Here is a 23,097-nt window from a genome sequence, read left to right as displayed (position 1 = left end):
GAATAGCTGATCAATTTTCCTCTGTCTCCGTGTATCTCCGTGTTCTCCGTGGTTAATTATTGGTTTGTTTTTTCGGCGAGTTCTTCGAGGGGGTAGGTGATGATTTCGGCGATGGTGGGATGATACCAGGGAGCGCGGAGCATGTCGTGGACTGTCGCGCGCATTACGAGCGGGGTGCTGAAGATGTGAATCAGCTCGCCGGCGTCGCGGCCCACGATTTCGGCGCCGAGGATGCGGCCGCGTTTTGGGTCGGCGAGGACTTTTACGTAGCCGGCGTTGGCGTCCATGAGGATGGTTTTGCCGTGGTCGTTGTAGGGATAGCTGGCGGCGATGAAGGGGATTTTTTTTGCGCGGAGTTGGCTTTCGAGCAGACCGATGGTGGCGAGCGCGGGGTCGGTGAAGACGACGTTGAGGAGGTGCGCCGAGGAAAGGATTGCGGGGATCCGCGGCGGGCGGGTTGACGGGAGAAATGCGTGGCGGGCGGCGAGTTCGCCTTGGGCGATGGCGAGGTGCACGATGTCGTTGGGACCGCAGACATCGCCGCCGGCGTAGATGTGCGGCGCGGTGGTTTGCTGGTGGCGGTTGGCGCGGATGCGGCCGGCGGGTGTGAGACGGACGCCGGCGGCGGCGAGATTGAGGCCGGCGGTGTTGGGTTCGCGTCCGAGGGCGTTGAAGAGGTGGGCGGCTTCGCGGGCGACGCTTTTTGTGGCGCCGTTGTGCGTGTGCGAGAAGGTTACGCGGACGCCGCGTTTTGTCTGAGCGATTTTTTCTATGCGAGTGTGGGTAAAGAGTTCGACGCCTTCGTCGCGGAGCGCCTGTTGAATGACGGCGCTGGCCTCGGGGGAGTGGTCGCGGAGGATGTTGGGGCTGCGCTGGATGAGCGTCACGCGGACGCCGAGGCGGCGGAGGTATTGCGTGAGTTCGACGGCGATGATGCCGCCGCCGAGGACGATCACGCTTTTGGGGATGAAGTTGAGGTCGAGGACGTCGTCGCTTGTCCAGTGCGGGGTGTCGGCGAGGCCGTGTATTGGCGGAGTGGATACGCGCGAGCCGGTGGCGATGAGGATTTTTTTTGCGGAGAGCCGGGTGCGTTTGTCGTCGTTGAGTTCGACGGTGTGCGGGTCGATGAATCGGGCGTTTGCGCGGTAGAGGTCGTATTTGCCGGAGTTCATGGCGCGCGCGCGGTAGTCGGCGAACTCGGCGATGATTTTTTTCTTCCGCGCGTGCATGGCGCGGATATCCGGGCGCGCGACGGGGATGTGGAGGCCGAAGGTTTTGCCTTTTTGCGCGAGGTGGAGAACCTCGGTCATCCAAAGGAGGGTTTTCGACGGCATGCATCCGCGAAGAATGCACAGGCCGCCGAGTTCGCGCGCGCCGTCAACGATGGCGACGCGTTTGCCGAATTCGTCGCGCGCGACTCGCGCTGCGTTAAAACCGGCGGAGCCGCCGCCGAGGACGAGAAGGTCGTAGGGTTTGGTGGGCATGTGAAAAAGGTTTGCTGGCGTTAAATTTCAGGCAGGGGAGCGGCGGAAGGGTGATGAGTGAATGGTGACGGGTGAAAACGGAAGAAGTGCGCTTTTTCTTCACTCTTTATTTTTCAGGTTTCACTCTTCCGCGCAGCGGTTCAGGCGCAAATGGAGGCTTGGATTTCGCGGGCCTTTTCGGGGGTGGTGAGTTTTTCGACGAGCACCAGTCCGAAGTCGATCGCGGTGCCGGCGCCGCGCGAGGTGATGATGTTGGCGTCAACAACAACGCGTTCTTGCATGAGCGCGTTGGGGAGTTCGTTGAGGACGGAGGTGTGGCAGGTGTGACGGCGTCCGGCGAGGAGACCGGCGTCGTTGAGGACGGTGGGCGCGGCGCAGATGGCGGCGAGCCAGCGGCCGGCTCCGGCGTGGGCGCGCACGAGCGCGGAGACGCGCGGGTCGGCGCGGAGGAGTTTCACGCCGGGGCCGCCGGGGATGAGGAGCATGTCGTGAAGTTTTTCCGGGTTTGCGGAAAGTGTGGCGTCGGCTTGGATTGTGATGCCGTTGCGGCCGTTCACGGAGAGGGTTTCCGTGAGCGAGGCGGTGGTGACCCCGACTCCGGCGCGGCGGAGCATGTCGATGGGGGCGATGGCTTCGAGTTCCTCAAAGCCTTCCGGCAATAGTGCAAGGACTGTTGGCATGATGGGTGTGAAAACGGAAGGAGTTAGGATGTAGGAGTCAGGAGTCAGAATACAAGAGTCAGGAGTTGAATAATGGTGAAGTGTGGAAACAAGACTACACAGAATGAGGGCGGTTGCACTCGGAAAGTTTGAGGGGGCGGCTCGGGACGGGCTGCGCAAAAAAGCCGAGCGGGGGCTCGGCTTTTTCCGGGACGCGGGTGCGCGAGGGTTTTAGGAGACCGATTGTGTGTTGGCCTCGATGAACTCGCGGATGACCTCCATGCGTTTGCGCTGGCGCGTTTCCTCGGCGACTTCGGCGCGCGAGCGCAGGGCCTCGTTTTGCGCCATGGCTTTTCGCATTTTTATGAGGGCGGAGTTTTGCAACTGCCGGATGCGTTCGCGTGTGATGCGGAATTTCACGCCGATTTCCTCAAGGGTCATTTCGTTGAGCCCTTCGAGGCCAAAGCGCAGTTTGATGATTTCGGCTTCGCGCGGGTCGAGCGCGTTGATCATGTTGCGGAGATCGATGCTGAGATTGCGCGCGCGCAGGCTGTCGAACGGGTTCGCGGTGTTTTCGTCGCCAATGAGTTCCCCAAGGGGCGCCGAGTCGCTGTCGCTGCCGACGGGTGCGTCGAGCGAGCTTGGGCGGGCGCTGACGGATTTGAGGTGCGTGACCTTGGCGGTCGGAATCTGGAGTTCGGCGGCGAGCTCCTCGTCGGTCGGCTCGCGTCCGAGTTCCTCGCTGAGCGCGTGGGCGGCGCGGCGGAGTTTTGAGATTTTTTCGACGAGATGGACGGGCAGGCGGATCGTTTTGCTTTGGTTGGCGAGGGCGCGCTTGATCGATTGTTTGATCCACCACGCGGCGTAGGTGGAGAGTTTTCCGCCCTTGTCGGGGTCAAAGCGCTCGACGGCTTTGATTAGGCCGATGTTGCCCTCGCTAATGAGGTCGAGGAAGGGGAGGCCGAAGTCCTTGTAATCGCGGGCGATTCTCACGACGAGTCGGAGGTTGGCCTTGATCATGTGGTCGCGGGCTTCCTTGTCGCCGCTGAGGACGCGGCGGGCGAGGGCGGTTTCCTCCTCCAAGCTAAGAAGCGGCGTCCTGCCGATTTCCTGCAAGTAGAGTTGCAGGTTGCTTCGTCCGGCGGACTCGGTCTCGACGGAGGGGGCCTCGTATTTTTCAAGAAACGACGGCGGCGCATCCGGCGATGGCATGCGGTTTGGCGCGAAGGGGGGTGTGGTTGTCAGTTCGGTTTTATCATGCTGTGCATGTGTGTTATTTTGGTATGGTTGATTGAACATGGGCTGCATTTCTACGTGTGTTTGAGCGCTTTTGTGGGCGCGCCACTGATGTTACTCGATTTAAAAATGCGCAAAAAATTGTTAATAAATCGCGATTTGGCAGGTGTTTATATTTTATTTACAATTTCGCGCGGAAAGTCGGGCACCAAGTGGGGGTAAATACCAAGAATTGTGTGTGAGTGCCTGCGACGTGTGCGCTGGAATCCGTGGAGGCAAACATAACAGCACTTGTTTGCGCCTAAATTGCTGAAAAAGGCGGAGCGTTCGTTTTTGGGCTCAATGTATTTGCATGGCGGGCTTCCAGCCTTCAATGATTCCGCCAATTCATGACCAGCCTTTCAACAGAACTTTTTGTCATTTTCCTTTTGTTGCTGGCCAACGGCTTTTTTGCGCTCGCGGAGATTGCAGTCGTCTCGGCCCGCAAGGCCCGCCTGAAGCAACTCGCCGACGAGGGCAAGGCGCGCGCTGCGGTCGCGCTCGCCACGGCGATCTCGCCGACCCGCTTCCTGTCCACCGTGCAAATCGGAATCACGCTGATCGGTTACACGAATGTCGCGTTCAGTAGCGAGACTGTCGGCAGGAAACTGGATGTGTTGCTGGCGCAGGTGTCGTGGATGCCGGCGTTCACCCGGGAAATCGCCATCGCGCTGGTTGTTGTCGTGCTGACGCTCGGCACGGTTGTCTTGGGCGAGCTGGTGCCGAAACGGATCGCGCTTGCGTATCCCGAGCGCATCGCGATGTGGACGGCGCCCATCCTCAACAAGCTCGCGGTCGTGGTCTCGCCGGTTGTCGCGTTGCTGTCATATTTGACCGAGGGATTCCTGCGTATTTTCGGACTGAACAAGGCGCCGAAGGACGCGCCCGTCTCGGACGAGGAGGTCAACATACTCATCGAGCAGGGATTGCACGCGGGCGTGTTCAACAAGGCCGAGCAGGAAATGGTGGAAGGCGTGCTCGAACTCGACCAGATGGCCGTGACCGCGATCATGACGCCCCGCCCGAAGATTGTTTTTCTCAACCTCGACGACACCGAGGAGGTGAACTGGCGCAAAATCGTGGCGAGCGGCCATTCGTATTTTCCCGTTTACCAAGGCAGCCGCGATCATGTGCTCGGCATGATAGCCGTGAAGGCGCTCTGGGCGCATTCGGCGATCGGGTTAAAAACCAATTTGAAGGACCTGCTCGTTTCGCCGCTGGTGGTGCCCGAGACGATGATGGCGATGCACCTCCTGGAGTCGTTCAAGAAGACCGGCAAGCACATCGCGCTTATAACCGACGAGTTCGGCGCGATCCAGGGGCTCGTCACGCTCATTGACGTGCTCGAGGCGATTGTCGGCGACCTGCCCGCGCAGGACAGCCGCGAGGCGCCCGCATCGAAACAGCGCGAGGACGGCTCGTGGCTGATCGACGCCACTCTGACCACGGGCGACTTAAAATCGCTGCTCAACATCGACGAGCTTCCCCACGAGGAGGAGGCGGATTTTCAAACGCTCGGCGGTTTCATGGTGACGAATTTCGGACGCATTCCGGCGTCCGGGGACTTCTTTGAATACGCGGGCTGGCGCTTCGAAATCGTGGACATGGACCGCCACCGCGTGGACAAGGTGCTCGTGAGCAAAACGAAAACGGATGCGCCCGACGAGACGACGAAGTAACACGTAGCGCATTCCGCAATATGGTTCATGGTTGGCGATGGCGGAAAATGCCTCGCGTATTCAGTTTTCGAATACATGATTCAAGGGGCGTGGATCTTCGATTGCGCAACCCTTTCAGGGTTGTGTGTGTTTTTTCCAATTCCCCAGGGTGGCTTGCGCTTCGCTGCAGCAACCCTGGGCTGTCTTATGGAAGCCCGTTGGGCTTCAATACCGATGTTTTATAAAAGTGTTTGGGTGGATGCGGTTGCCAAGTGCGCCAATCGGTCGAAGCGTTCGTTTCCCACCATGGTGCGTAGGGGCGTCGCTTGCGACGCCCGTGAACGGCGCGCATTGTCCCCAAGCAGGGCGTCGCGAGCGACGCCCCTACGAGAGCAATTTCGTCATGGGTTGCGAGCTCAGTAGCGTGCCGGGGCTGATGGAACATTTAATCTGGTAGTCGGCCGCGGGAACCATTTTGCCGTATGGGCGTTGCAGGCGGTGAATGCGAAGGATGCCGTCGGCAGTGGCGATGTGGATGATACTGGTGTCAGAGGGGAGGATGGTGCCGGGCGGGAGCGGATCCGCCGTGCCAGCCAATCCGCCGGCTGCCCACATCAGCGTATTGCCAAATGACACGCAACTGACCTTGCCCTTGTAACCCGACAGTATGCGCATCCATGTGGGAATGGTCCATTCCACGCTATCCGCCTGGCCGAATTTTATCGGGTGGGTGCCGTTGATTTCGACGCTGCACGCGGGCCACGGATAAAGGCCGTTGATGCGGGCGGCGAGCACGGCGGCGGGGACGTTGAAGTCGAGCGCGCCGTCTGCCTTGTCAAGGCGCCGGCAAAAGGTGGCGTCCGTTTCGTTTTGTTCGGTGAATTGAAGCTCGCCGGTTGCGAGTCGGGGAAGCGCGCGGGCGATGAGTGGGACGCAGGCGGCGGCGAGTTTTTGCTCCACGTCGAGCGCCGTATCCAGATTTTCGATACGCACGCGCTCAACGTCGGCGACGGGGCCGGCGTCGAGTTTGCGGACGATGCGCATGAGCGAGACGCCGGTTTCGCGCTCGCCGCACGCGATGGCCGTCTGGATCGGCGAGGCGCCGCGATACTTGGGGAGCAGCGAGGTGTGGAGGTTGAGCGTGCCGAGGCGGGGCGTGTTGATGAAGTCGTCACGCAGGATGTGCCCGTAGGCCATGACGAGCGAGAGGTCGGGCGCGAGCGAGGCGAGTTCGGCGCGGGTTTCACCGGTGAGTTTTTCCGGCTGGTGCACGGGGATGCCGTGCTCGAGCGCCCACGTTTTTATGGCATTGGGCCGGATTTTCATGCCGCGCCCCGAGGGGCGGTCGGGCTGCGTGTAAACCGCGACGATGCGCGCGTGCTGTGCGCCGTCGGCGCCGGCGATCCAGTTGAGAAGCGGCAGGGCGATGGGATCGGAACCCATGAAAACGATGCGAAGCATGGAGAAGGGTGAAGAGTGAATGGTGAAGAGTGAAAGAAAGGCACTGCGGCCGGGATAGTGACTCGTGCGTTCGACAATTTAAGCCGCTGTGAGTAATCAGTCCTCGATTGTTTCGAAAGGTTGGAAGTCGTCGTCATCGCCGCCGGGAGTTTCGCCGGCGGGCGAGTTTTTGCGGAGGCGGGCGAGGTGCGCGCGTTTTTCGTCGCTGTATTTGCCGACGCGCTCGGGGTCGATTTTTTTGCCGACGAGGTCGAAATAAACGGGGCAGCCGTGGAGATCGAATTCGTTGATAACGCCGGCCTCCAGGTAGCGGCGGTAGTTTTCGGCGAGGTTTCCCTCGCGGTTGCAGAAAATTTTTATCCGGAAGGGGTGATTGCTGGTTTGCGTGGCGTAGTAGATGCGGAAGCGGCGGCCGGCGACGGCGGGCGGCGGTGTGCGCTCGGCGAGGTGGACGATGAGTTTGTTGAGTCGCGCGGTGGGGATTTTTTTATCGAGGACGCGATGCAGTTTCACGGCGCTGTTTAACATGCGCGACACTTCGTAGCCGCTCATGGCCGAGACAAAGATGAGGGGCGCGCCGGGCGTGAAGTAGAGGCGCTCGAACACGGCTTTCTCGTATTTCTCGCGGTATTCGCGCTCATCCTTGAATCCGCGCAGCGCGGTGCCGGCGGTCGTGCCGTCGGCGAACGCCTTGTGCACGAGATCCCATTTGTTGACGACCACGATGATGGGCTTGTGCTCCTTGATGGCTTCGCCGGCGATGGCCTTGTCCTGCTGGGTGACGCCTTCCATGGCGTCGAGAACCACGAAGACGACGTCGGTTTCCTTGATCGAGTCGAGCGAGCGGAGGCGCGAAAAATATTCGACGGGCGATGCGAGCTTGGTCGCGGCCTTGATGCCGGCGGTGTCGATGAGGCGGAAGGGGTGGAGTTTTTTGTCGCGTCCCCGGAATTGGAAGTCGTGGGTGACCGCGTCGCGCGTGGTGCCGGGCACGTCGCTGACGATGAGGCGGTCGGAGCGGAGGAGGCGGTTGGAGAGCGAGGATTTGCCGACATTGGGGCGCCCGATGAAGCAGACGCAGAGAGGTTTCGGCGCGCCATCTTGTGTTTCTACCGCCTCGCCGGTGTCGCTGGCGTCGAGGTGTTTTTTTATCGCGGTGCGAAGGTCGGTTTCGCCGCGTCCGTGCTCGGCGGAGATGAAGAGGGGCTCGCCGAGGCCGAGGCGGTAGGCTTCGGCGACGTCGATTTTTTCCTCGCCGAAATCGGCCTTGTTCACAACGAGGAGCACGGGCTTTTTGCCTTTGCGCAGCTCGGCGGCGATGCGTGTGTCGAGCGCGGTGAGGCCCTCGAGTCCGTCGACGACAAAGAGGATGAGCGTGGCGGTGTCGATGGCGAAGGAGACTTGTTTTTCGGACGCGGCGATGAGTTGCGCGGGCGTCTCTCCGCCCTTGAGCCCGAGTCCGCCGGTGTCCTGGAGCGTGTAGTCGCCGTCGGCGATGCGTGTGGTGACGACGTCGCGCGTGATGCCGGGCTTGTCGTGGACAATGGAAATGCGTTTGCGCGCGAGCCTGTTGAAGAGGCGGCTTTTGCCGACATTGGGACGACCTACGATGACAACGGAGCGGGACATGGGAAAAAAGGAGTCAGGATTCAGAATACAGGAGTCAGGAGGGCGCTGCCGCGCCGCAAGTTTTTTAATGATGAGATTTGGTTTGAGACACTCTGGCGATCCGGCTCTCCGGCCTTTGGCTTTCTGATTCAGCCTTTCAGCCGTTCAGTTCTTCAGCCCTTCCTTCGCTACGCTCCGGCCTGGGTGTCGAAGGTGACTTTGTTTAGGTTGTTCTGCTTGAGATCGTCGATCAGCGAAATGATTTTTTGATAGGGCACGTTGCCGTCGGCGCGGATACGGATGACGATGTTTGCCGGGTTTGCGCCAAGGGCCTTGAGGCGGGTGCGGAGTTCGCTGAGCGTGACCAGTTGTTGATCGATGAAGTAGTCGCCTTGTTCGCGGATGGTGACGGCGATGAATTGGGTTTTCGGGTCGGGCTTCAGGCCTTCGGACGGAGATTGGATGGGCAGGTTTACGGGAATGGTTTGCTCCTGGTTGATCAGGGGCGTGGCGATCATGAAAATGATCAGAAGCGTGAAGCCGAGGTCGATCAGGTTGGTGACGTTCAACTCTGCGATCGGGTGCGACTGGCGCGGGCGTCTGACAAAACGGGACATTGTGGTGGAAGTTCTGAAGTTCTGAAAACCTGAATGCTGAATTTCGGAACTTCGTCGGTGTGAGATTTGTGGTGTCTGGGATGATTTTTTCAGCCTTCAGGCCTTCAGGTTTTCAGGCTTTTCCCCTTATTGTGATTCGAGCTCGATGCGGTCGGAGAGGGAGCTGGCGAAGTTTTCGAGCTCGGTGATGAGGCGTTTGTTGTTTGAGAAAAGATAATTGTAGCCGAACATCGAGGGAATCGCGACCACGAGGCCGGCGACCGTGGTGAGGAGCGCGGAGGCGACGCCCGGCGCGAGGGTCTGGATGCTGGCGGTTTGCTGCACGGTAACGGCGTTGAAGGATTCCATGACGCCCCAGACGGTGCCGAGCAGCCCGAGGAAGGGCGCGCCGGACACGATCGAGGCGAGAAACACCATGCTCGACTCATAGTTGAGGATCTGGCGCGAGAGGGCGCGCTGGAGGGCGTTTTCGGTGTGCTCGAGGCGGTATTGTTTTGTGTCGATTCCCTTGGCCTTGCCGATCTCGGCGGCGCGCCAGTAGGCGTTGATTGCGTCGGCGAAAAGGTCGCCGTAGGGGATCGAGCGTTTGTTGCGGTAGGACTCGGGGAGATCGAGCAGCGAGCGCTGGTCGCGGAGGTGCTGGTCGAAGGCGAGATTGAGCCGGCGGAGTTGCGCGAGGTCGTTGCGTTTGCCGATCATCACGGCCCATGCGATGATGCTGGCCACGGCGAGCCCGCACACGATGACCTTGCCGACAAGATCGCAGCGCATGAACACATCAACAACGGAAATACTTGCCAGAATCGAATACATGAACGTGAAAACAATGAAAATGGTTTGAGTTTTGGAAAACGAAGGCTGAAGCGTTGCGTTTTTTGGGGGTGGGCATCAACAGGAAAAGGGCGTTTGTGCGCGGTTTTTCTTTGCGGGAGGCGGAATGCGCGCGGGGTTTTTCGCGCGAAGGCGGATCGGGCGCATTTTCGATGTTGCGCCGCGCGCCCGCCGATTGCACACAGACAGGTTCATTTTTTCACTCATGAGTCTCGACACGCCCAAGCCACAATCCATCAACGGCGCCGCCTTCAAGGTTGGCATCGTAGCCGCGCGCTTCAACGGCGTGCTCGTCGATGCGCTTCTGCATCAGGCATACGAGACGCTCGTCAGCGCCGGCGTTAAGGAAAAAAACATCCGCATTCACCGCGTGCCCGGCTCGAACGAGGCGCCCTCCGCCGTGCAACTGCTCGCCGCCTCGCAAAAGCCCGATGTTCTCATCGCGCTCGGCGTGCTCATCCGCGGCGACACCATCCATTATGAAGTGATCGCCGACGCCTCCGCGCACGCGCTCCAACGGGTCGCGCTCGACACGCGCACGCCGGTCATCAACGGCATTATTGTCGCCGAAAACCAGCAGCAGGCAAAAACGCGCTGCCTCGGCAAGATCGCGCGCGGCAGCGAGTTCGCGCACACCGCGCTCGAAATGGCCGCGTTGAAGAAAACCCTTTCCGCCAAAAAATGAACCACGGTAAAAAAGGCATTTTTGCCCAGCGCCGCGACGGCCGCGTCGCCGCCATGCAGTTTCTCTACGCCTGGAGCCTCAACACGCCCGCGAACCTCGCGCAGGATTTGCATGTGTTTTTCCAATCGCAACAAAACCCCCGCGAGCATTACGCGTTCGGCGAGGAACTCATCAATGGCGTTATCGAAAACCTCGGCGAGATCGACGCCCGCATCAAGGAGTTCGCGCACAACTGGGAGTTCGACCGCATCGCGCGCATCGACCTCGCGATCCTGCGCATGGCGATTTTCGAGATGACGCACCGCAAGGACATCCCGCCCATCGTCTCCATCAACGAGGCCATCGACCTCTCGAAACAATTTTCCACGCACGATTCAAAACGCTTCATCAACGGCATCCTCGACCGGCTTAAAGACCAGCTCGGACGCGACGCCCGAAAAGCCGGGTGATTTTGAAAGGCTGAAAGACTGAAGGGCTGAAAGGCTGAAAAAGAAAATCAAAGGCCGGCGCGCCAGAACGCCGGATTCCGCCCCTTTCCGCATCTTAAATTTGAATCTTCAACCTAAAACACTCACCGGCGCGGCAGCGCCCTCCTGACTCCTGTATTCTGACTCCTGACTCCTTCCGCATTCAGTCTTTCAGCCTTTTTCTTATTTCCATGTTTGGTTTATTTAAAAAATTCAAAGACGGCCTCTCGAAAACCGTCACGGCCATTGCCTCGAAAACAGCCGCGCTTTTTGGCGGCAAACCAATCGACGCCTCATCGCTGGAAACGCTGGAGGAGGCGCTTTACACGGCGGATTTCGGAGTCGAGACAACCGAGGAAATTTTGCAGGAAATTCAGTCCGCCTACAAAAAGGACAAGACGCTCCGCGGACAGCAGGCGGCCGAAATCGGCGCGGCGGTTTTGCGCCGCGTGCTCGCCGGCTCCGAGGGTCGCCTTGAGGACACGCCGCCGTCCACCGCCGACGATGGCGCGCCGAATCCCACGGTCATCGCCATGATCGGCGTCAACGGCTCCGGCAAAACCACCACGTCGGCCAAGCTCGCGTGGCGCTTGCGCGAAGACAACAAAACCGTCGTGCTCGCCGCGTGCGACACCTTCCGCGCCGCCGCCGTTGAGCAGCTCAAAACCTGGGCCGCGCGTCTTGAGCTCGACATCGTCGCGAGCCACACCGGCGCCGATTCCGCGGCCGTTGCCTACGACGCGTGGCAGGCGGCGAAGGCGCGCAAGCGCGACGTCCTCATCGTCGATACCGCCGGGCGCCTCCACACCAAGGCGAATCTCATGGAGGAACTCGCGAAAATCCGCCGCGTGCTCCAGAAAAACGACCCGTCCGCGCCGCAACATCGCTGGCTTGTTGTCGATGGCAGCCTCGGTTCCAATTCGATCCAGCAGGCGAAAGTTTTCCATGAAAGTTTCAACCTCACCGGCCTCGTGCTCACGAAACTTGACGGCACCAGCCGCGGCGGCGCGATTGTGGGAATCTACCGCCAGCTCAAGCTCCCCATCTATTTCCTCGGTTTCGGCGAGCAACCCGAAGACCTCCAGCCCTTCTCAATCGACAACTACGTGAACGCAGTCTTCGGCTTGGAGAATGGGAATTAAGCCATCGCGCGTCCAGCGTCAGGAACAGAAAACCTTGCGCAGGTGATCTTGATAGCGGGCGATGTCGGCTTCGATATCGGGCTGCTTGATGACGTCGTTGCACATGAAGGTGGGCAGCGGCGACATGCCGAGAAATTGATTGGCCTTGTGAACGGGCAGATAAACGCCGTCCACGCCCACTCCTCCGAAAAATTGCGCGGGATCGTCGAATGCCTCCACGGGCGCGTTCCATGTCACGGAGAGCATGTAGCGCTTATTTTTGACGAGTCCGCCGGAGCCGTATTTGGCGTCGGAGTGACGGCTGCGCCCGTCGCTGGCGTAGAGCTTGCCGTGCCCGGCGGTGAAGACGTCGTCGATGTATTTTTTGATGATCCACGGCGGTCCCATCCACCAGCCGGGCATCTGGTAAATGAGCGCGTCGGCCCGCAAGATTTTGCCGACCTCGGCCTCGATGTCGTAGCCCTGATCGACATGGGTGACTTGGACATCGTGCCCGTTTGCGCGGAGGAACGTCTCCGCGACTTCCGTGAGCGTGTTGTTCAGCCTGCCTTCGGAATGCGCAAATCGCTTTGCGCCGTTGATAATGAGTATGTGCGACATGGGTGTTGGTGTGGTTCGAGTTTGTGATGCTGATGCGAGCGATTGAAAGATGAAAAACTTAACCACAGATGAACGCAGATTGACGCAGATTCAAACCGGCGATCTCAAATTGCCGATCCGTTTGGCCGCGAAGAGGCGCAAGATGTGCAAAAGGAGAATTTTTTACTGTGCAAAATGCGCCCTCGGTAGGGCGAAGCCTCCGGCTGAGCCGAAATTGTCCGAATATCATGGCGTTTTCCGGCTCAGCCTGAGGCTTCGCCCTACCCAAAAACCGTCTGTTTCAAAGAGTAAAAGTATTGAGACAATTGGTATGAGGTGCGGGTTGGTCGGGCATGGGGGCGGGTGGTTATGGAGTTCTGTATCGTTAGGTTGAGCCCGGTTTGAGTTATTGCAATCTTTGCAACAACTCAGGCTCCACGAGGCAATCCGTCATCACTCCACCACGGGCTTTCTCAGCATTTCATAGACGTTGTGCAGCAGGTGTTCGAGCGCGAGTTTCCTGAAATCGCCGTCGCTCATCAGCTTGTTGAAGATGTCCTCGTTGCCGTCCATGCGGTCGATGACGAGGCCTTCGAAGGCTTTTTCAAAAACGTAGCGAAAGTCCTCCTTCGTGTTGGCAGCAGCGGCTTTTCTCAAGGTCTCGTTTTCGAGCGCCTCTTCCTCGATTTGATCGAAGAAAAGCTGGTCGGCTTGCGTGAAGTCGGTGCCGAAGCGTTCGTTGAGAATGTCGATGAGTTCGGACAATTTGACCGCCTTGTCATCCTGTCCGGTGCCGACGTCGCTGGGACCTTTGAGCGGGGAGCCGTCGCCGGTGTTGAGCGTGATTTGGCCCTCGCTGATTTTTTGCAGCTTGTAGTATTGGAGTTCCACATCGTCGCCGAAGTCGTATCCGGGGCCGGTGTTGCGGCGCGGGAGTTTTGTGAGGAGAAAACGCAGGTAAATGTAAAGCCGCTCCAGGTCGGAATCCTGATACGGGATGACCTGGGAGAGAAATCCATACATGTTGCGGAAGTTCACGAGCAGCGTTTTCAGCTCCTCGCGCGTTTCCTCGGTGTTCGCTTTGAATCGCTCAACGGCTTTGTCCAAAATGCCGTTCATCGCCGCGTGTTCGCGGGCGGTTTCCTTGCGGCCTGACTTGAAATAGACTTCGCAGAAGGCGGCGACTTCCTCCTCGTGGATGAGTCCGGTTTCCTCGATCTGGTGATGCAGTCGGTAGAGATGCTGCGCGTCGGTGAGCGGTTCGGAGGGCGTGTCCTCGTAGTAGGGTTTGAAGGCCTTAAAAATGTCCTCGGGCTTGTTGCGGAAATCGAGGATGAAGGTGTCCTCTTTGCCCGGATGCATGCGGTTGAGGCGGGAGAGGGTTTGCACGGCGTGCAGGCCGGTCAGGGTTTTGTCCACATACATGGTGTGGAGAAGCGGCTGGTCGAATCCGGTCTGGTATTTTTCGGCCACGAGGAGCACTTGGTATTCATGACTGTCGAAGCGTTCGGGAAGTTCGCTTTCCTTTATGCCTCCGTTCATGCCGACTTCGATGTAGTTTTTGCCCGGCGCCTCGGGGTCATCAACCGTGCCGGAAAAAGCGACGAGCGTTTTGATGTCGGTGTAACCTTTTTCAGCGATGTAGTCGTCGAAGGTTTGTTTGTAGCGCACGGCGTGGAGACGGCTTTCGGTGACAACCATCGCCTTGGCGCGTCCACCGATCTTGTGTTTCACGTGGGTGCGGAAGTGTTCGACCATCACCTCGGTTTTGGCGCGGAGGTTGACGGGATGAAAGGTGAGCGTGCGCGCGAGTTCGCGGGATGCCTTTTTGCGCTGCACGTGGGGATCGTCGTCGCCCACTTGCACGAGCCGGTAATACGCCTCGTAGGTGATGTAGTTTTTGAGAACGTCGAGGATGAACTTTTCCTCAATCGCCTGCCGCATGGTGTAGAGGTGAAAGGGTGCTTCTCCGTTCGCTCCGGGCTCGTCGAAAACTTTCAGAGTTTTGTATTTTGGCGTGGCGGTGAAGGCGAAGAAACTGAGGTTGGGTTGCTTGCCGCGTTTCATCATTTCGCGGACAACGCCCGCGAGGTGGTCGGCATCGTCGTCGGGGTCGAGACCTTGCTCGGCCATGTATTTGCCGGCTTCCTCCTCAATGACATGTTCGCTGAGGATGCCTTTGAGTTCCATCGCGCTTTCGCCTGATTGGGAGCTGTGCGCCTCGTCAACGATGACGGCAAAGCGTTTGTCCTTCGTGGAGATGGTGATGCCGTATTGGGTTTCCTCGCGCAATTTTTCCAGCGTCTCGGCGATGAAGGGGAATTTCTGGAGCGTGGTGATGACGATGGGCGTGCCGTCGGCGAGCGCCTGCACGAGCTGGCGGGTGTCCTCATCGATCTTTTTAACAACGCCCTGCTTGTGCTCGAATTGGTAAATGGTGTTTTGAAGCTGCTGGTCGAGAAGGCGGCGGTCGGTGACGACGATGACGGAATCGAAAACTTTTTTGTCCGCGTCGTCATGGAGCGAGGCGAGGCGGTGGGCGAGCCAGCCGATGGAGTTGGATTTGCCGGAGCCGGCGGAGTGCTGCACGAGGTAGTTGCGGCCTGCGCCGTGACGGCGGGCGTGGTCAACGAGACGGCGCACGGAGTCGAGCTGGTGATAACGCGGGAAAATCATCGTTTCCTTGGTGATCTTTTTTATGCTGCCGTCGTCGGAGAGGATGCGTTTTTCCTCAACTTGCAGGTGGATGAAGCGTCCGATGATGTCGAGGAAGCTGTCACGCTGCCAGACCTCGCGCCAGAGATAGTCGGTGCGGTGGCCGAAAGTGGCGGGAGCATCCTGCTCCCTTGTTGGGGAGCTGGAAGCTCCCCCCACGATGGGATTGCCGGCGTGGCCGTCGTTGCCGAGATTGAAGGGGAGAAAGTGCGTTTTGTCGCCGGAAAGGCGCGTGGTCATCCAAGCCTCGTCCGGGTCAACTGCGAAGTGGACGAGCGTGCGTTTCTTAAACTCAAAAATCAATTCGCGGTGGTCGCGGTCGGTCTTGTATTGCCGCTTGGCGTTTTCGACCGTCTGGCCGGTGAGCGGGTTTTTCAGCTCGGCGGTGGCGATTGGCAGGCCGTTGAGGAAGAGGACGAGATCGAGCGACTTGGAATGCGCCGCGCCGTAATAAAGCTGGCGGGTGACGCTGAGGACGTTGCGGGCGTAGAGCGCGAGCGTGTCGGGGTTCATGCGGTTGCCCGGCGCAAAGACGGCGACGCGCAATTTCTTGCCGTAACATTTGAAGCCATTGCGCAGCACCTTGAGAATGCCCTGCGTGTCGATTTCCTTGACGAGATGGTCAATCACGACGGCGGGCGTCTCCGCGCCGTGGATGGCTTCGAGACTCTTCCAGAGTTTGGGCTGGGTGTCCTTGATGAAATCGAGCACGAGCACGGGGTCGAGGGCGCGGGTTTTGTCGTAGCGATCCTTGGCGTCGCCGCTGCGGTAGTCGATAAACTGATAACCGCCGTGCGCGACGAGGTCGTCAACAATGGCGTCTTCAAACCGGGCTTCGGTGTGCTTTTTCATGGGGTTGTCCGGGGTGGGATTTTCACATTGCGCACGTCAATCTTGCCGGTGGTGGCGGCGGTGATGAGCGCCGTGCGGTATTCGGTGAGGCGGGCGATGGCGGAGTTGATTTTTACAGAAAGCATGTCGATTGCTCCTGTTTCTGCATCAAGGTAACGGATGATGGCAGTTTGTTCATTGAGGGGAGGAATTGCACTCTGAAAGGTTAACATAGTCGATTTTGGGAGATTATTTGCCAAGCCGTCGGCTCCACTTATTGCTGACTCGATTTGTGAGCGCATTGGCCGCGAGTTGAATACAGCAACAAAAAAACGTGGTAGCATTTTTTCGTCGAGATGAATGCGGAATGTTTTGTCTGAGAGCATCAATCTTGAGCGTGTTTTATGCACGTAAGCGGTTGAGCCGACAAGTTCAGGAGAACCATTCGCCCGCGATACCAGCACATCCCCCTTATTGATTTCATAGGCTATGATCGGATCCAATTCACTTGGGAGGGCTTTGTTTTCATTTTCATTGAATTCTCCGCGATTGACGCATCCCGCTTTCAGCACACCCCACTCGTCCAACTCTGCTGGATGTGAAAAACATTCAGGACTCCAACCCTGTTCAATTTTTCGAATTACACGACGAACCGATGTGACCTCCCAATGTTGCGGCACGTTGCCGAGCCAGGGGATGCCGGAGTCTTTGAGCGGGGCGTTGGGGTTGAGGCCTTTGGTGACGGCTTGGGTGATGAGCGCGAGCCGCTTTTCCTTGAGCTTCTCCAGCAGTGCTTGCTTCTTCGCAATCAACGCGTCGATCTGCCCCGTCTTCCAATCCAAAAACGCCGCGATCTTCCGCTGCTCATCCGTCAAAGGAAGCGCGACGCGAATATTTTTTGTTCCATGATAAGTGAGTCCAAAGCGAGTAACACCATTCGCCACCAAGTAAAATTGATAGGCACTCAATCGCGATTTCAGTGCATAAAATAAATAGCTTCCGACGGCCTTATCCTTGAACGGACGCAAGATTGTGAGGTGATAGCCGCAAACAAGATCAGGTGCGGTTTCGGCAATTAAAGCCGGGATGCCTATGTCATCAGGCGATTCAGAATCTTTCGTGATGACCACATCGCCAACCTGCAAATTGAAACGCTCAATTTGCGCCTTTGTCGCCGTTGCCTCCATGAAGTCGAAAGCCATCGTGACTTTGTCATTTTTATAAACATCAACATAGTTGCAGAGTCTTACAGGCTGTTCTCCTTCTGCGGATTTTTTATCGACATTACTGGTGCGTAATTCCGCAATATCTTGAAGCCGTTCCTCGCTCCAGCGACTTTTGTCGCTTATGGAATAAATAGATATCATGGGCGTTTCATTTCTTTGCGGTCAAATCGCCAACCGTCGATTCGGGTGTTAAAGCATTTTCAACATCATCTTGTTCATTAGGGTTGTCTGGCTCATCGTCAACGAACGCATTACCCATCATCATTTTGTAATGTGCGAAGTGATCCGACTTTTTGAATATCTCCCTAAACACTTTCAAATAAACTTCCACCATTGAATCGTCTATAGAAATGTAAAGATCATCGTGGGCGAAATGCGAACCGTCGTTGATCCAGGAGAATAACGACTTGCAGATGAGTTTTTCTTTTCCAAAAAACAGTTCGCAAATTCTATCAGAATCGACCCCTCCGAGAATTTTAAAATAATTCTCAAGAATTCTTCTTAGTGTGTTTTGAATCGTTAAATTAGAGCGATCTTCCCTGCGAACCTCAGACCAAAGCAGGTCATAGGACGTCTTGATTGGATTTGAATTATGTTTCTCGATTTTGGAGCACTGGCCGGACTTACGCACGACCCAAAAGGTTTCTTCATTCATGGCCTTCTTCTGACGTTTCGTATTGAAGGTTACTTCCTTGTGAAAATAAACGTTATGCGTAAGCACGAAGACTTGTTTGATATGCCCAATTTTCGATCTGACATCATCAACTAGACCTTTTATGAGGCTGCTCACTATAAAAAGAATTTCGCTATCAAGACTGGAAACAGGGTCATCAAAAACAACTATTCGATTAGTCGTCATTCCACTGTCTGATTCGCTGCCTTTGAGTAGATTGTAAAAATAAAGGAATGTGACAAAGGTTTTCTCGCCTTCGCTTAAGGTCATTTTTGCATCAGAGCCATCTGTGCGAATCAATTTGTAAGAGTTGCCGCTTGCGGCCTTGGCGAGCTTAAAACTTTGAAATCCAAATGCGGCGAGTAATGCATTAATTGCATCAATCGTAGGTTGAACACTGGTTGTTTGTTTTTCCAACGCTCGAATTTCCGCATGCTTTTTGACTTTATCCGCTGTTGCCTCGGCGATCTGTTTTGTCATGGACGCGATGGCTTTATCCAACGCGTTTTTTTCTGTTTTATAAGATGAAAGCTCTGTTTTTAGCTCCTCAATTACGAATCTCCAAACCTGATCTGTTAGTTCCTCTCTCGCTTTCTCTATATGGGCAACAAGTTGATTGTGTGTATCGATTTTTTCATTGGCCGAAACAATCAGCGATTTTATCGCAGCAAGTATATTGCTCAATGACTCCAATTCTACGACTTGACTTGCTTCCTTTTTCTTCGTCGCAAGACGTTGGTTGTTTAGGGTTATTTTTGCGGTAAGTAACTCTTTTTCTGACTTTAGTTTTTCGACATCTAGGAATTTCGACTGAGATGCGATTATTGACGCAAGCTGTTGTTGAAGCCGGTCTGCATCTGTTGCATAATTGGCCACAAGTTCATCAATTGATTTACTATCTTTCACAAAGGTTTCATCGAAATATTCATTCAAGCTTTTGGCCAATGTTTCAGTTGTGCTCTGCTGACAAAATGGACACGTTCCATCGTTTACTTCATAGAAGGATCGTCCTTCACGAACCCAATCACTATTTCCAAGTTTTTTGATCATCGCAGCTATATCAACATCTTCTTTCCCAATAATTCGCTTTTTAAGGATGGGATTTTTTTCGTGTGCTATAATTCTGGCAATATCAGTATCAATATCTGCAACTGGATGTTCATTTATGGGGGTTTCGCCAAAGACACTCTCGGCTTTCTTTTCAAGTTCGGCCAATGTTAAGAGTGATGACTTATTGGAATCTATCTCTTGAATTACTTTAGCTTTAAATTTATCCGCACTGCCACGAAATCCTCCAAACGCTCCTTGAAGCTTAGCATCATACTTCCTTTTCTGTTCCCAGCATTTGTTTTTCAGTTCGGTTTCAAGTGCTCTTAATTCTCCATTTTTGCCTCCTTGCCCATCTTCACCTTGAAGTCCATGAGTAAGGGTTTCTATTTTTACAGTCAGATCGTCGTGTTCTTTTTTCGCTACAGCGATCTTTTCTAAAGTATCCTTCTGTTTTTCACCCAAAGTGAACACGCCGGGCAACTCTGCTGATTGTAGAAAAACTCTATCTATAAAATCCCGATTATAAACCATTGTCTCCAATTTCGTCCCACCTTTCCAAGTTACGAAGCATGTGGGATGTTTAGATTCGTCTGCGATGACGCGGCTGATAGTGGTTTTACCTGTTCCGTTTGATCCGAAAAGATAGTTGAATTCTAAAAGCCCTGTCAGACTCTCGGGCGTCGCAGGATAGGTCGCTACATTGGCAACGGATATGGATTCAATCATGATGATATCTCCTTGAGCAGTTCGAGGATTTCGGTTTCGAGGGTTTTGATGTCGGCTTCGATGAAATTCATGTGCTTGGCTTTCTTTTGCGTGCGTTTTTTTCGGCGTCTTCGAGTTCCTTGATGTCCTCGGCATCGGCGGCGAGGGCTTCGGCGGCGCGGCGGGCGGCGTCAAAGGTTTCGTAACGCTCGTGGGCGATGGTTTTCATGGTCTCGTGGCTGATGGCGCCGGCGTGGTCGAGCACGGGGCGTTCGTTGAATTGCAGGAGGCGATCCACGTTTTGCCGCCAGTATTCGAGCGTGAGTTCTTTGCGCTCCTTGACGCGCAGCTCGGCTTGTTCGAGGAAAATGACGACGAGACGGTTGAGCGTGTCGACTTCGTCCGCAGTCAGGTAATTTTTGGCGGTGATGACGTCTTTTTTGCGCACGCGGCCGCCTTCCCATGCGGTGAGAGCCATGTTGGGCGCGGTCGGGTCGGCGCGCTCGACCACAATTTCGGCGGCGGTTTTTGAGGTGACGGCGTAGAGGAGTTTGTTTTGCACCTCGGCAAAGAATAGTTGGGCGTCGTGCTCGCCGGCGCGGTAATCGGTGCTGAGCGCGAAGAGGTCGCGCACTTTTTGGTAAAAACGCTTTTCCGAGGCGCGGATTTTGCGGATTTCGGCAAGAAGTTCGTCAAAGTAATCCCAGCCGCCGGGGTTTTCGAGGCGCTTGGTGTTGATGACAAATCCTTTGACGAGGTATTCGGCCAAGTGCGCCGTTGCCCACTGGCGGAATTGCGTGCCGCGCGGGCTTTTGACGCGGTAGCCGATGGCGAGAATCATTTCGAGCCGGTAGAGTTTGGTGCGGTAGTTCTTGCCGTCGGCGGCAGTTGTCAAGGATTCCTTGACAACTGAATTTTCGCTTAACTCATTTTCATCAAGTATGTTTTGAATATGCAGGCTGACGTTCTGCTTGCTCGTTGCGAACAGCTCGGCGATTTCCAATTGAGTCAGCCAGACTGTGCCACCTTCCAAGCGGAGTTGGATTTCGGCGCGGCCGTCGTCGGTGTGATAGAGGATGAATTCGCTCACGCGGAGACCTCCTTGAGCAGGTCGCGGATTTCGGTTTCGAGGGTTTTGATGTCGGCTTCGATGTCGGCGAGCGGGCGCGGGGGTTCGTATTCGTAGAAGTGTCGGTTGAAGGGGATTTCGTAGCCGACTTTGATTTTGTCGTGGTCGATCCATGCGTCGGGGCGGTAGGGCAGGACTTCTTTTTTCAGGTAGGTTTCGCAGTGGTCGCGGACGAGGGCGAGGAGCGGGGCGGTGTCCACTTTGCCTTTGTTTTTCTTGCTTTCGTAGTCGAGCGGAAGCGGGAGGGCGATGTTGTCGGGAAAGGGAACGTTTTCGGTGTCGCGGAGTTCGGGGTCGGGTTCGGGAGAGCCTTTTTTGTCGGTGCAGGCGTCGGCGTCGGGGTCGCGTTCGCCGAGCGCGCCGGGGGATAGGAGCGCGTCGCGGAGTTTGCCGGGGAGTTTTATGCCGACGGCATCGAAAGCGGCGTCGAGTTGGGCGGCGAAGGTGTCGCGGTTTTTGATGAGTTTGGGTAGGGCGTGCTCGCCGAGCGCGCCGTTGTCGTCGGAGGCGGAGGATTTCGGCGGCTTCGGCGAAGCCGCCCTACCATGTGCCATGTTTTCGAGGACTTCGAGGATGGCGGCTTGCGCTTCCGTGCCGGCGAGTTCCTCGGACTCGATGGCTTTTTTGTTTTTTCGTTTGCGGGAAATGGCGATGCCGGCGAAGGCTGCGGTTTGTCGGACGCGCGCGATGCGTTCGGGGGTGACGGCGAAGTTGAGACGCAGCGGGCGTTCGACGGTGATTTTGAGGAAGCCGAAGTCTTGGTTGTTAAAAATTTTGCTGACGGAGCGGGGTTTTTGTTGGTCGCGTTCGGGGTCGATGTTGGTGCGGATTTCGGCAAGGGTGGCGCGGACGTCGTGGCGGAAGGTGTCGTAGAGTTTGGTGATGGCGGCGATGTGGTCGGGGCTTTTTTCAGTGCCATCGCCAATTTTTTTGCGTTTGTTGCCGAGGCTTTTTGTCATTTTCCAGGCGAAATCGACGGCGTTGATGAGCTGGATTTTGCCGCGGCGTTTTTTGGATTTTCGGTTGGAGACGATCCAAACATAGGTGGAGATGCCGGTGTTGTAGAAGAGCTGGTCGGGGAGGCCGACGATGGCTTCGAGCATGTCGTTTTCGATGATCCAGCGGCGGATGTTGCTTTCGCCGCTGCCGGCGTCGCCGGTGAAGAGCGGGGAGCCGTTGAAGACGATGCCGATGCGGGAGCCCTCGCCGCCGTCGGTCGGGGCGGGCTCCATTTTGGAGATCATGTGGAGCAGGAAGAGGAGCGCGCCGTCGTTGATGCGAGGGAGTCCGGGGCCGAAGCGGCCTTTGAAGCCGAATTTTTCGTGCTCGCCGGTGACGTGGTCTTTTTCGGGTTTCCACTCCACGCCGAAGGGCGGGTTGGCGAGCATGTAGTGGAAGCGTTCGCCGGGGTGGCCGTCGCCGTCGTGAAAGCCTTCCTTGGGTTTGCCGGTGCCGAGGGTGTCGCCAAAGACGATGTTTTTAACGTCCTCGCCCTTGATCATGAGGTCGGAGCCGCAGATGGCGTAGGATTCGGGGTTGTATTCCTGGCCGAAGAGTTCGAGGTGGGCGTCGGGGTTGAGGCCGGTTTCGGGGTCTTTGATGAGTTTTTCAGACTCGGACAACATGCCGCCGGTGCCGCAGGCGGGGTCGTAGATTTTGATGACTTTGCCCTTGGTGTAGACGAAATCGTCGGGCGTGAAGAGGAGGTTGACGATGAGCTTGATGACTTCGCGCGGCGTGAAGTGGTCGCCCGCCTCCTCGTTGGCCTGCTCGTTGAAGCGGCGGACAAGGTCCTCAAAAATGTAGCCCATGGCGATGTTGGGGATGTGGTCGGGATGGAGATCGACGGCGGCGATTTCCTTGACGACTTCGAAGAGACGGTTGGCTTCGTCGAGTTTTTCGATCTCCTCGTCGAACTTGAATTTCTCGATGATTTTGCGGGCGCGGGAGGAGAAGCCGGCGATGTATTTGGAGAGGTTGGCGGCGAGTTTGTCGGGGTCGCCGAGGAGGGATTGGAAGGTGAAACCGCTGGTGTTGTGAAAGGTGAGGCCGAACTTCCGGTTGATCATTTTTTCGATGGTGGCCTCGTCGTGCTTGGCGGCGGACTTGAGGCGTTTGTGCTCGGCGACGACGGCGTCCTTGGTGGATTCGAGCACGCAATCGAGGCGGCGCAAGACGGTGAGGGGAATCATCACGCGGCGATATTGCGGCGGGCGGTAGGGGCCGCGGAGAAGGTTGGCGATGCTCCAGATGACGTCGCCCTGCTGTTTGAATGCGTCGAGATTTGGCATGAAAAAGGGTG

Annotated in this window: 17 protein-coding genes; 4 read left to right on the top strand and 13 right to left on the bottom strand. The window is 56.7% G+C overall.

The annotated features are described in order from the left end of the window. Nucleotides 1-56: 56 nt before the first annotated feature. From M2103_RS06105 to M2103_RS06095, 3 genes are all read right to left on the bottom strand, one after another. Nucleotides 57-1,484, bottom strand: a complete 1,428-nt coding sequence (locus tag M2103_RS06105; protein ID WP_277509412.1) for an NAD(P)/FAD-dependent oxidoreductase — start codon at nucleotides 1,482-1,484, stop codon at nucleotides 57-59. A 140-nt stretch (nucleotides 1,485-1,624) separates the two neighbouring features. Beyond that, nucleotides 1,625-2,164, bottom strand: a complete 540-nt coding sequence (locus M2103_RS06100) for a DJ-1 family glyoxalase III (RefSeq protein ID WP_277509411.1) — start codon at nucleotides 2,162-2,164, stop codon at nucleotides 1,625-1,627. 210 nt (nucleotides 2,165-2,374) lie between these two features. After that, nucleotides 2,375-3,355, bottom strand: coding sequence for an RNA polymerase sigma factor RpoD/SigA (locus M2103_RS06095; protein WP_277509410.1), 981 nt, complete (start codon nucleotides 3,353-3,355; stop codon nucleotides 2,375-2,377). A gap of 413 nt (nucleotides 3,356-3,768) precedes the next feature. Between M2103_RS06095 and M2103_RS06090 the strand changes: the two genes are divergently transcribed. Beyond that, on the top strand, nucleotides 3,769-5,097 hold the full coding sequence (locus M2103_RS06090; protein WP_277509409.1) for a hemolysin family protein: 1,329 nt from the start codon (nucleotides 3,769-3,771) through the stop codon (nucleotides 5,095-5,097). Nucleotides 5,098-5,460: 363 nt separating this feature from the next. Here the strand turns inward: M2103_RS06090 and fmt are convergent, their stop codons facing one another. From fmt to M2103_RS06070, 4 genes are all read right to left on the bottom strand, one after another. Continuing rightward, a complete protein-coding gene (gene fmt / locus M2103_RS06085; RefSeq protein WP_277509408.1) occupies nucleotides 5,461-6,537 on the bottom strand; it encodes a methionyl-tRNA formyltransferase in 1,077 nt (358 codons plus the stop codon). A 96-nt stretch (nucleotides 6,538-6,633) separates the two neighbouring features. Further along, nucleotides 6,634-8,166, bottom strand: a complete 1,533-nt coding sequence (der, locus tag M2103_RS06080) for a ribosome biogenesis GTPase Der (protein WP_277509407.1) — start codon at nucleotides 8,164-8,166, stop codon at nucleotides 6,634-6,636. Nucleotides 8,167-8,333: 167 nt separating this feature from the next. Beyond that, nucleotides 8,334-8,762, bottom strand: a complete 429-nt coding sequence (locus tag M2103_RS06075) for a biopolymer transporter ExbD (RefSeq protein ID WP_277509406.1) — start codon at nucleotides 8,760-8,762, stop codon at nucleotides 8,334-8,336. A 126-nt stretch (nucleotides 8,763-8,888) separates the two neighbouring features. Beyond that, nucleotides 8,889-9,575: a MotA/TolQ/ExbB proton channel family protein gene (locus tag M2103_RS06070; protein WP_277509405.1), complete on the bottom strand. Its 687-nt coding sequence runs from the start codon at nucleotides 9,573-9,575 to the stop codon at nucleotides 8,889-8,891. A 223-nt stretch (nucleotides 9,576-9,798) separates the two neighbouring features. Between M2103_RS06070 and ribH the strand changes: the two genes are divergently transcribed. The 3 genes from ribH to ftsY all read left to right on the top strand — a co-directional run bounded on the left by ribH (nucleotide 9,799) and on the right by ftsY (nucleotide 11,887). After that, the gene (gene ribH, locus M2103_RS06065; protein WP_108825572.1) at nucleotides 9,799-10,278 is read left to right on the top strand and encodes a 6,7-dimethyl-8-ribityllumazine synthase; all 480 of its coding nucleotides are present in this window, start codon (nucleotides 9,799-9,801) and stop codon (nucleotides 10,276-10,278) included. Continuing rightward, the gene (gene nusB, locus M2103_RS06060) at nucleotides 10,275-10,727 is read left to right on the top strand and encodes a transcription antitermination factor NusB (RefSeq protein WP_108825573.1); all 453 of its coding nucleotides are present in this window, start codon (nucleotides 10,275-10,277) and stop codon (nucleotides 10,725-10,727) included. Before ribH ends, nusB begins: the two co-directional genes overlap by 4 nt. Nucleotides 10,728-10,936: 209 nt before the next feature. Next, complete coding sequence (ftsY, locus tag M2103_RS06055) at nucleotides 10,937-11,887, top strand: signal recognition particle-docking protein FtsY (RefSeq protein ID WP_108825574.1); 951 nt, start codon at nucleotides 10,937-10,939, stop codon at nucleotides 11,885-11,887. Nucleotides 11,888-11,905: 18 nt separating this feature from the next. Here the strand turns inward: ftsY and M2103_RS06050 are convergent, their stop codons facing one another. The 6 genes from M2103_RS06050 to M2103_RS06025 all read right to left on the bottom strand — a co-directional run bounded on the left by M2103_RS06050 (nucleotide 11,906) and on the right by M2103_RS06025 (nucleotide 23,086). Continuing rightward, complete coding sequence (locus tag M2103_RS06050; protein ID WP_277509402.1) at nucleotides 11,906-12,487, bottom strand: NAD(P)H-dependent oxidoreductase; 582 nt, start codon at nucleotides 12,485-12,487, stop codon at nucleotides 11,906-11,908. Nucleotides 12,488-12,919: 432 nt separating this feature from the next. Continuing rightward, the gene (locus M2103_RS06045) at nucleotides 12,920-16,033 is read right to left on the bottom strand and encodes a type I restriction endonuclease (protein WP_277509400.1); all 3,114 of its coding nucleotides are present in this window, start codon (nucleotides 16,031-16,033) and stop codon (nucleotides 12,920-12,922) included. Continuing rightward, complete coding sequence (locus M2103_RS06040) at nucleotides 16,030-17,379, bottom strand: restriction endonuclease subunit S (protein ID WP_277509399.1); 1,350 nt, start codon at nucleotides 17,377-17,379, stop codon at nucleotides 16,030-16,032. Before M2103_RS06040 ends, M2103_RS06045 begins: the two co-directional genes overlap by 4 nt. Before the next feature lie 7 nt (nucleotides 17,380-17,386). Beyond that, on the bottom strand, nucleotides 17,387-19,687 hold the full coding sequence (locus M2103_RS06035; protein WP_277509398.1) for an AAA family ATPase: 2,301 nt from the start codon (nucleotides 19,685-19,687) through the stop codon (nucleotides 17,387-17,389). 67 nt (nucleotides 19,688-19,754) lie between these two features. Beyond that, nucleotides 19,755-20,756, bottom strand: coding sequence for a virulence RhuM family protein (locus M2103_RS06030; protein WP_277509396.1), 1,002 nt, complete (start codon nucleotides 20,754-20,756; stop codon nucleotides 19,755-19,757). Further along, nucleotides 20,753-23,086, bottom strand: coding sequence for a class I SAM-dependent DNA methyltransferase (locus tag M2103_RS06025; RefSeq protein WP_277509394.1), 2,334 nt, complete (start codon nucleotides 23,084-23,086; stop codon nucleotides 20,753-20,755). Before M2103_RS06025 ends, M2103_RS06030 begins: the two co-directional genes overlap by 4 nt. Nucleotides 23,087-23,097: the final 11 nt, after the last annotated feature.

The organism is Ereboglobus sp. PH5-5 (assembly GCF_029504805.1).
Taxonomy (GTDB): Bacteria; Verrucomicrobiota; Verrucomicrobiia; order Opitutales; family Opitutaceae; genus Ereboglobus.
The sequence above is the reverse complement of the archived record's forward strand: the minus strand, read 5'-3'. Positions and strand labels throughout refer to the sequence as shown.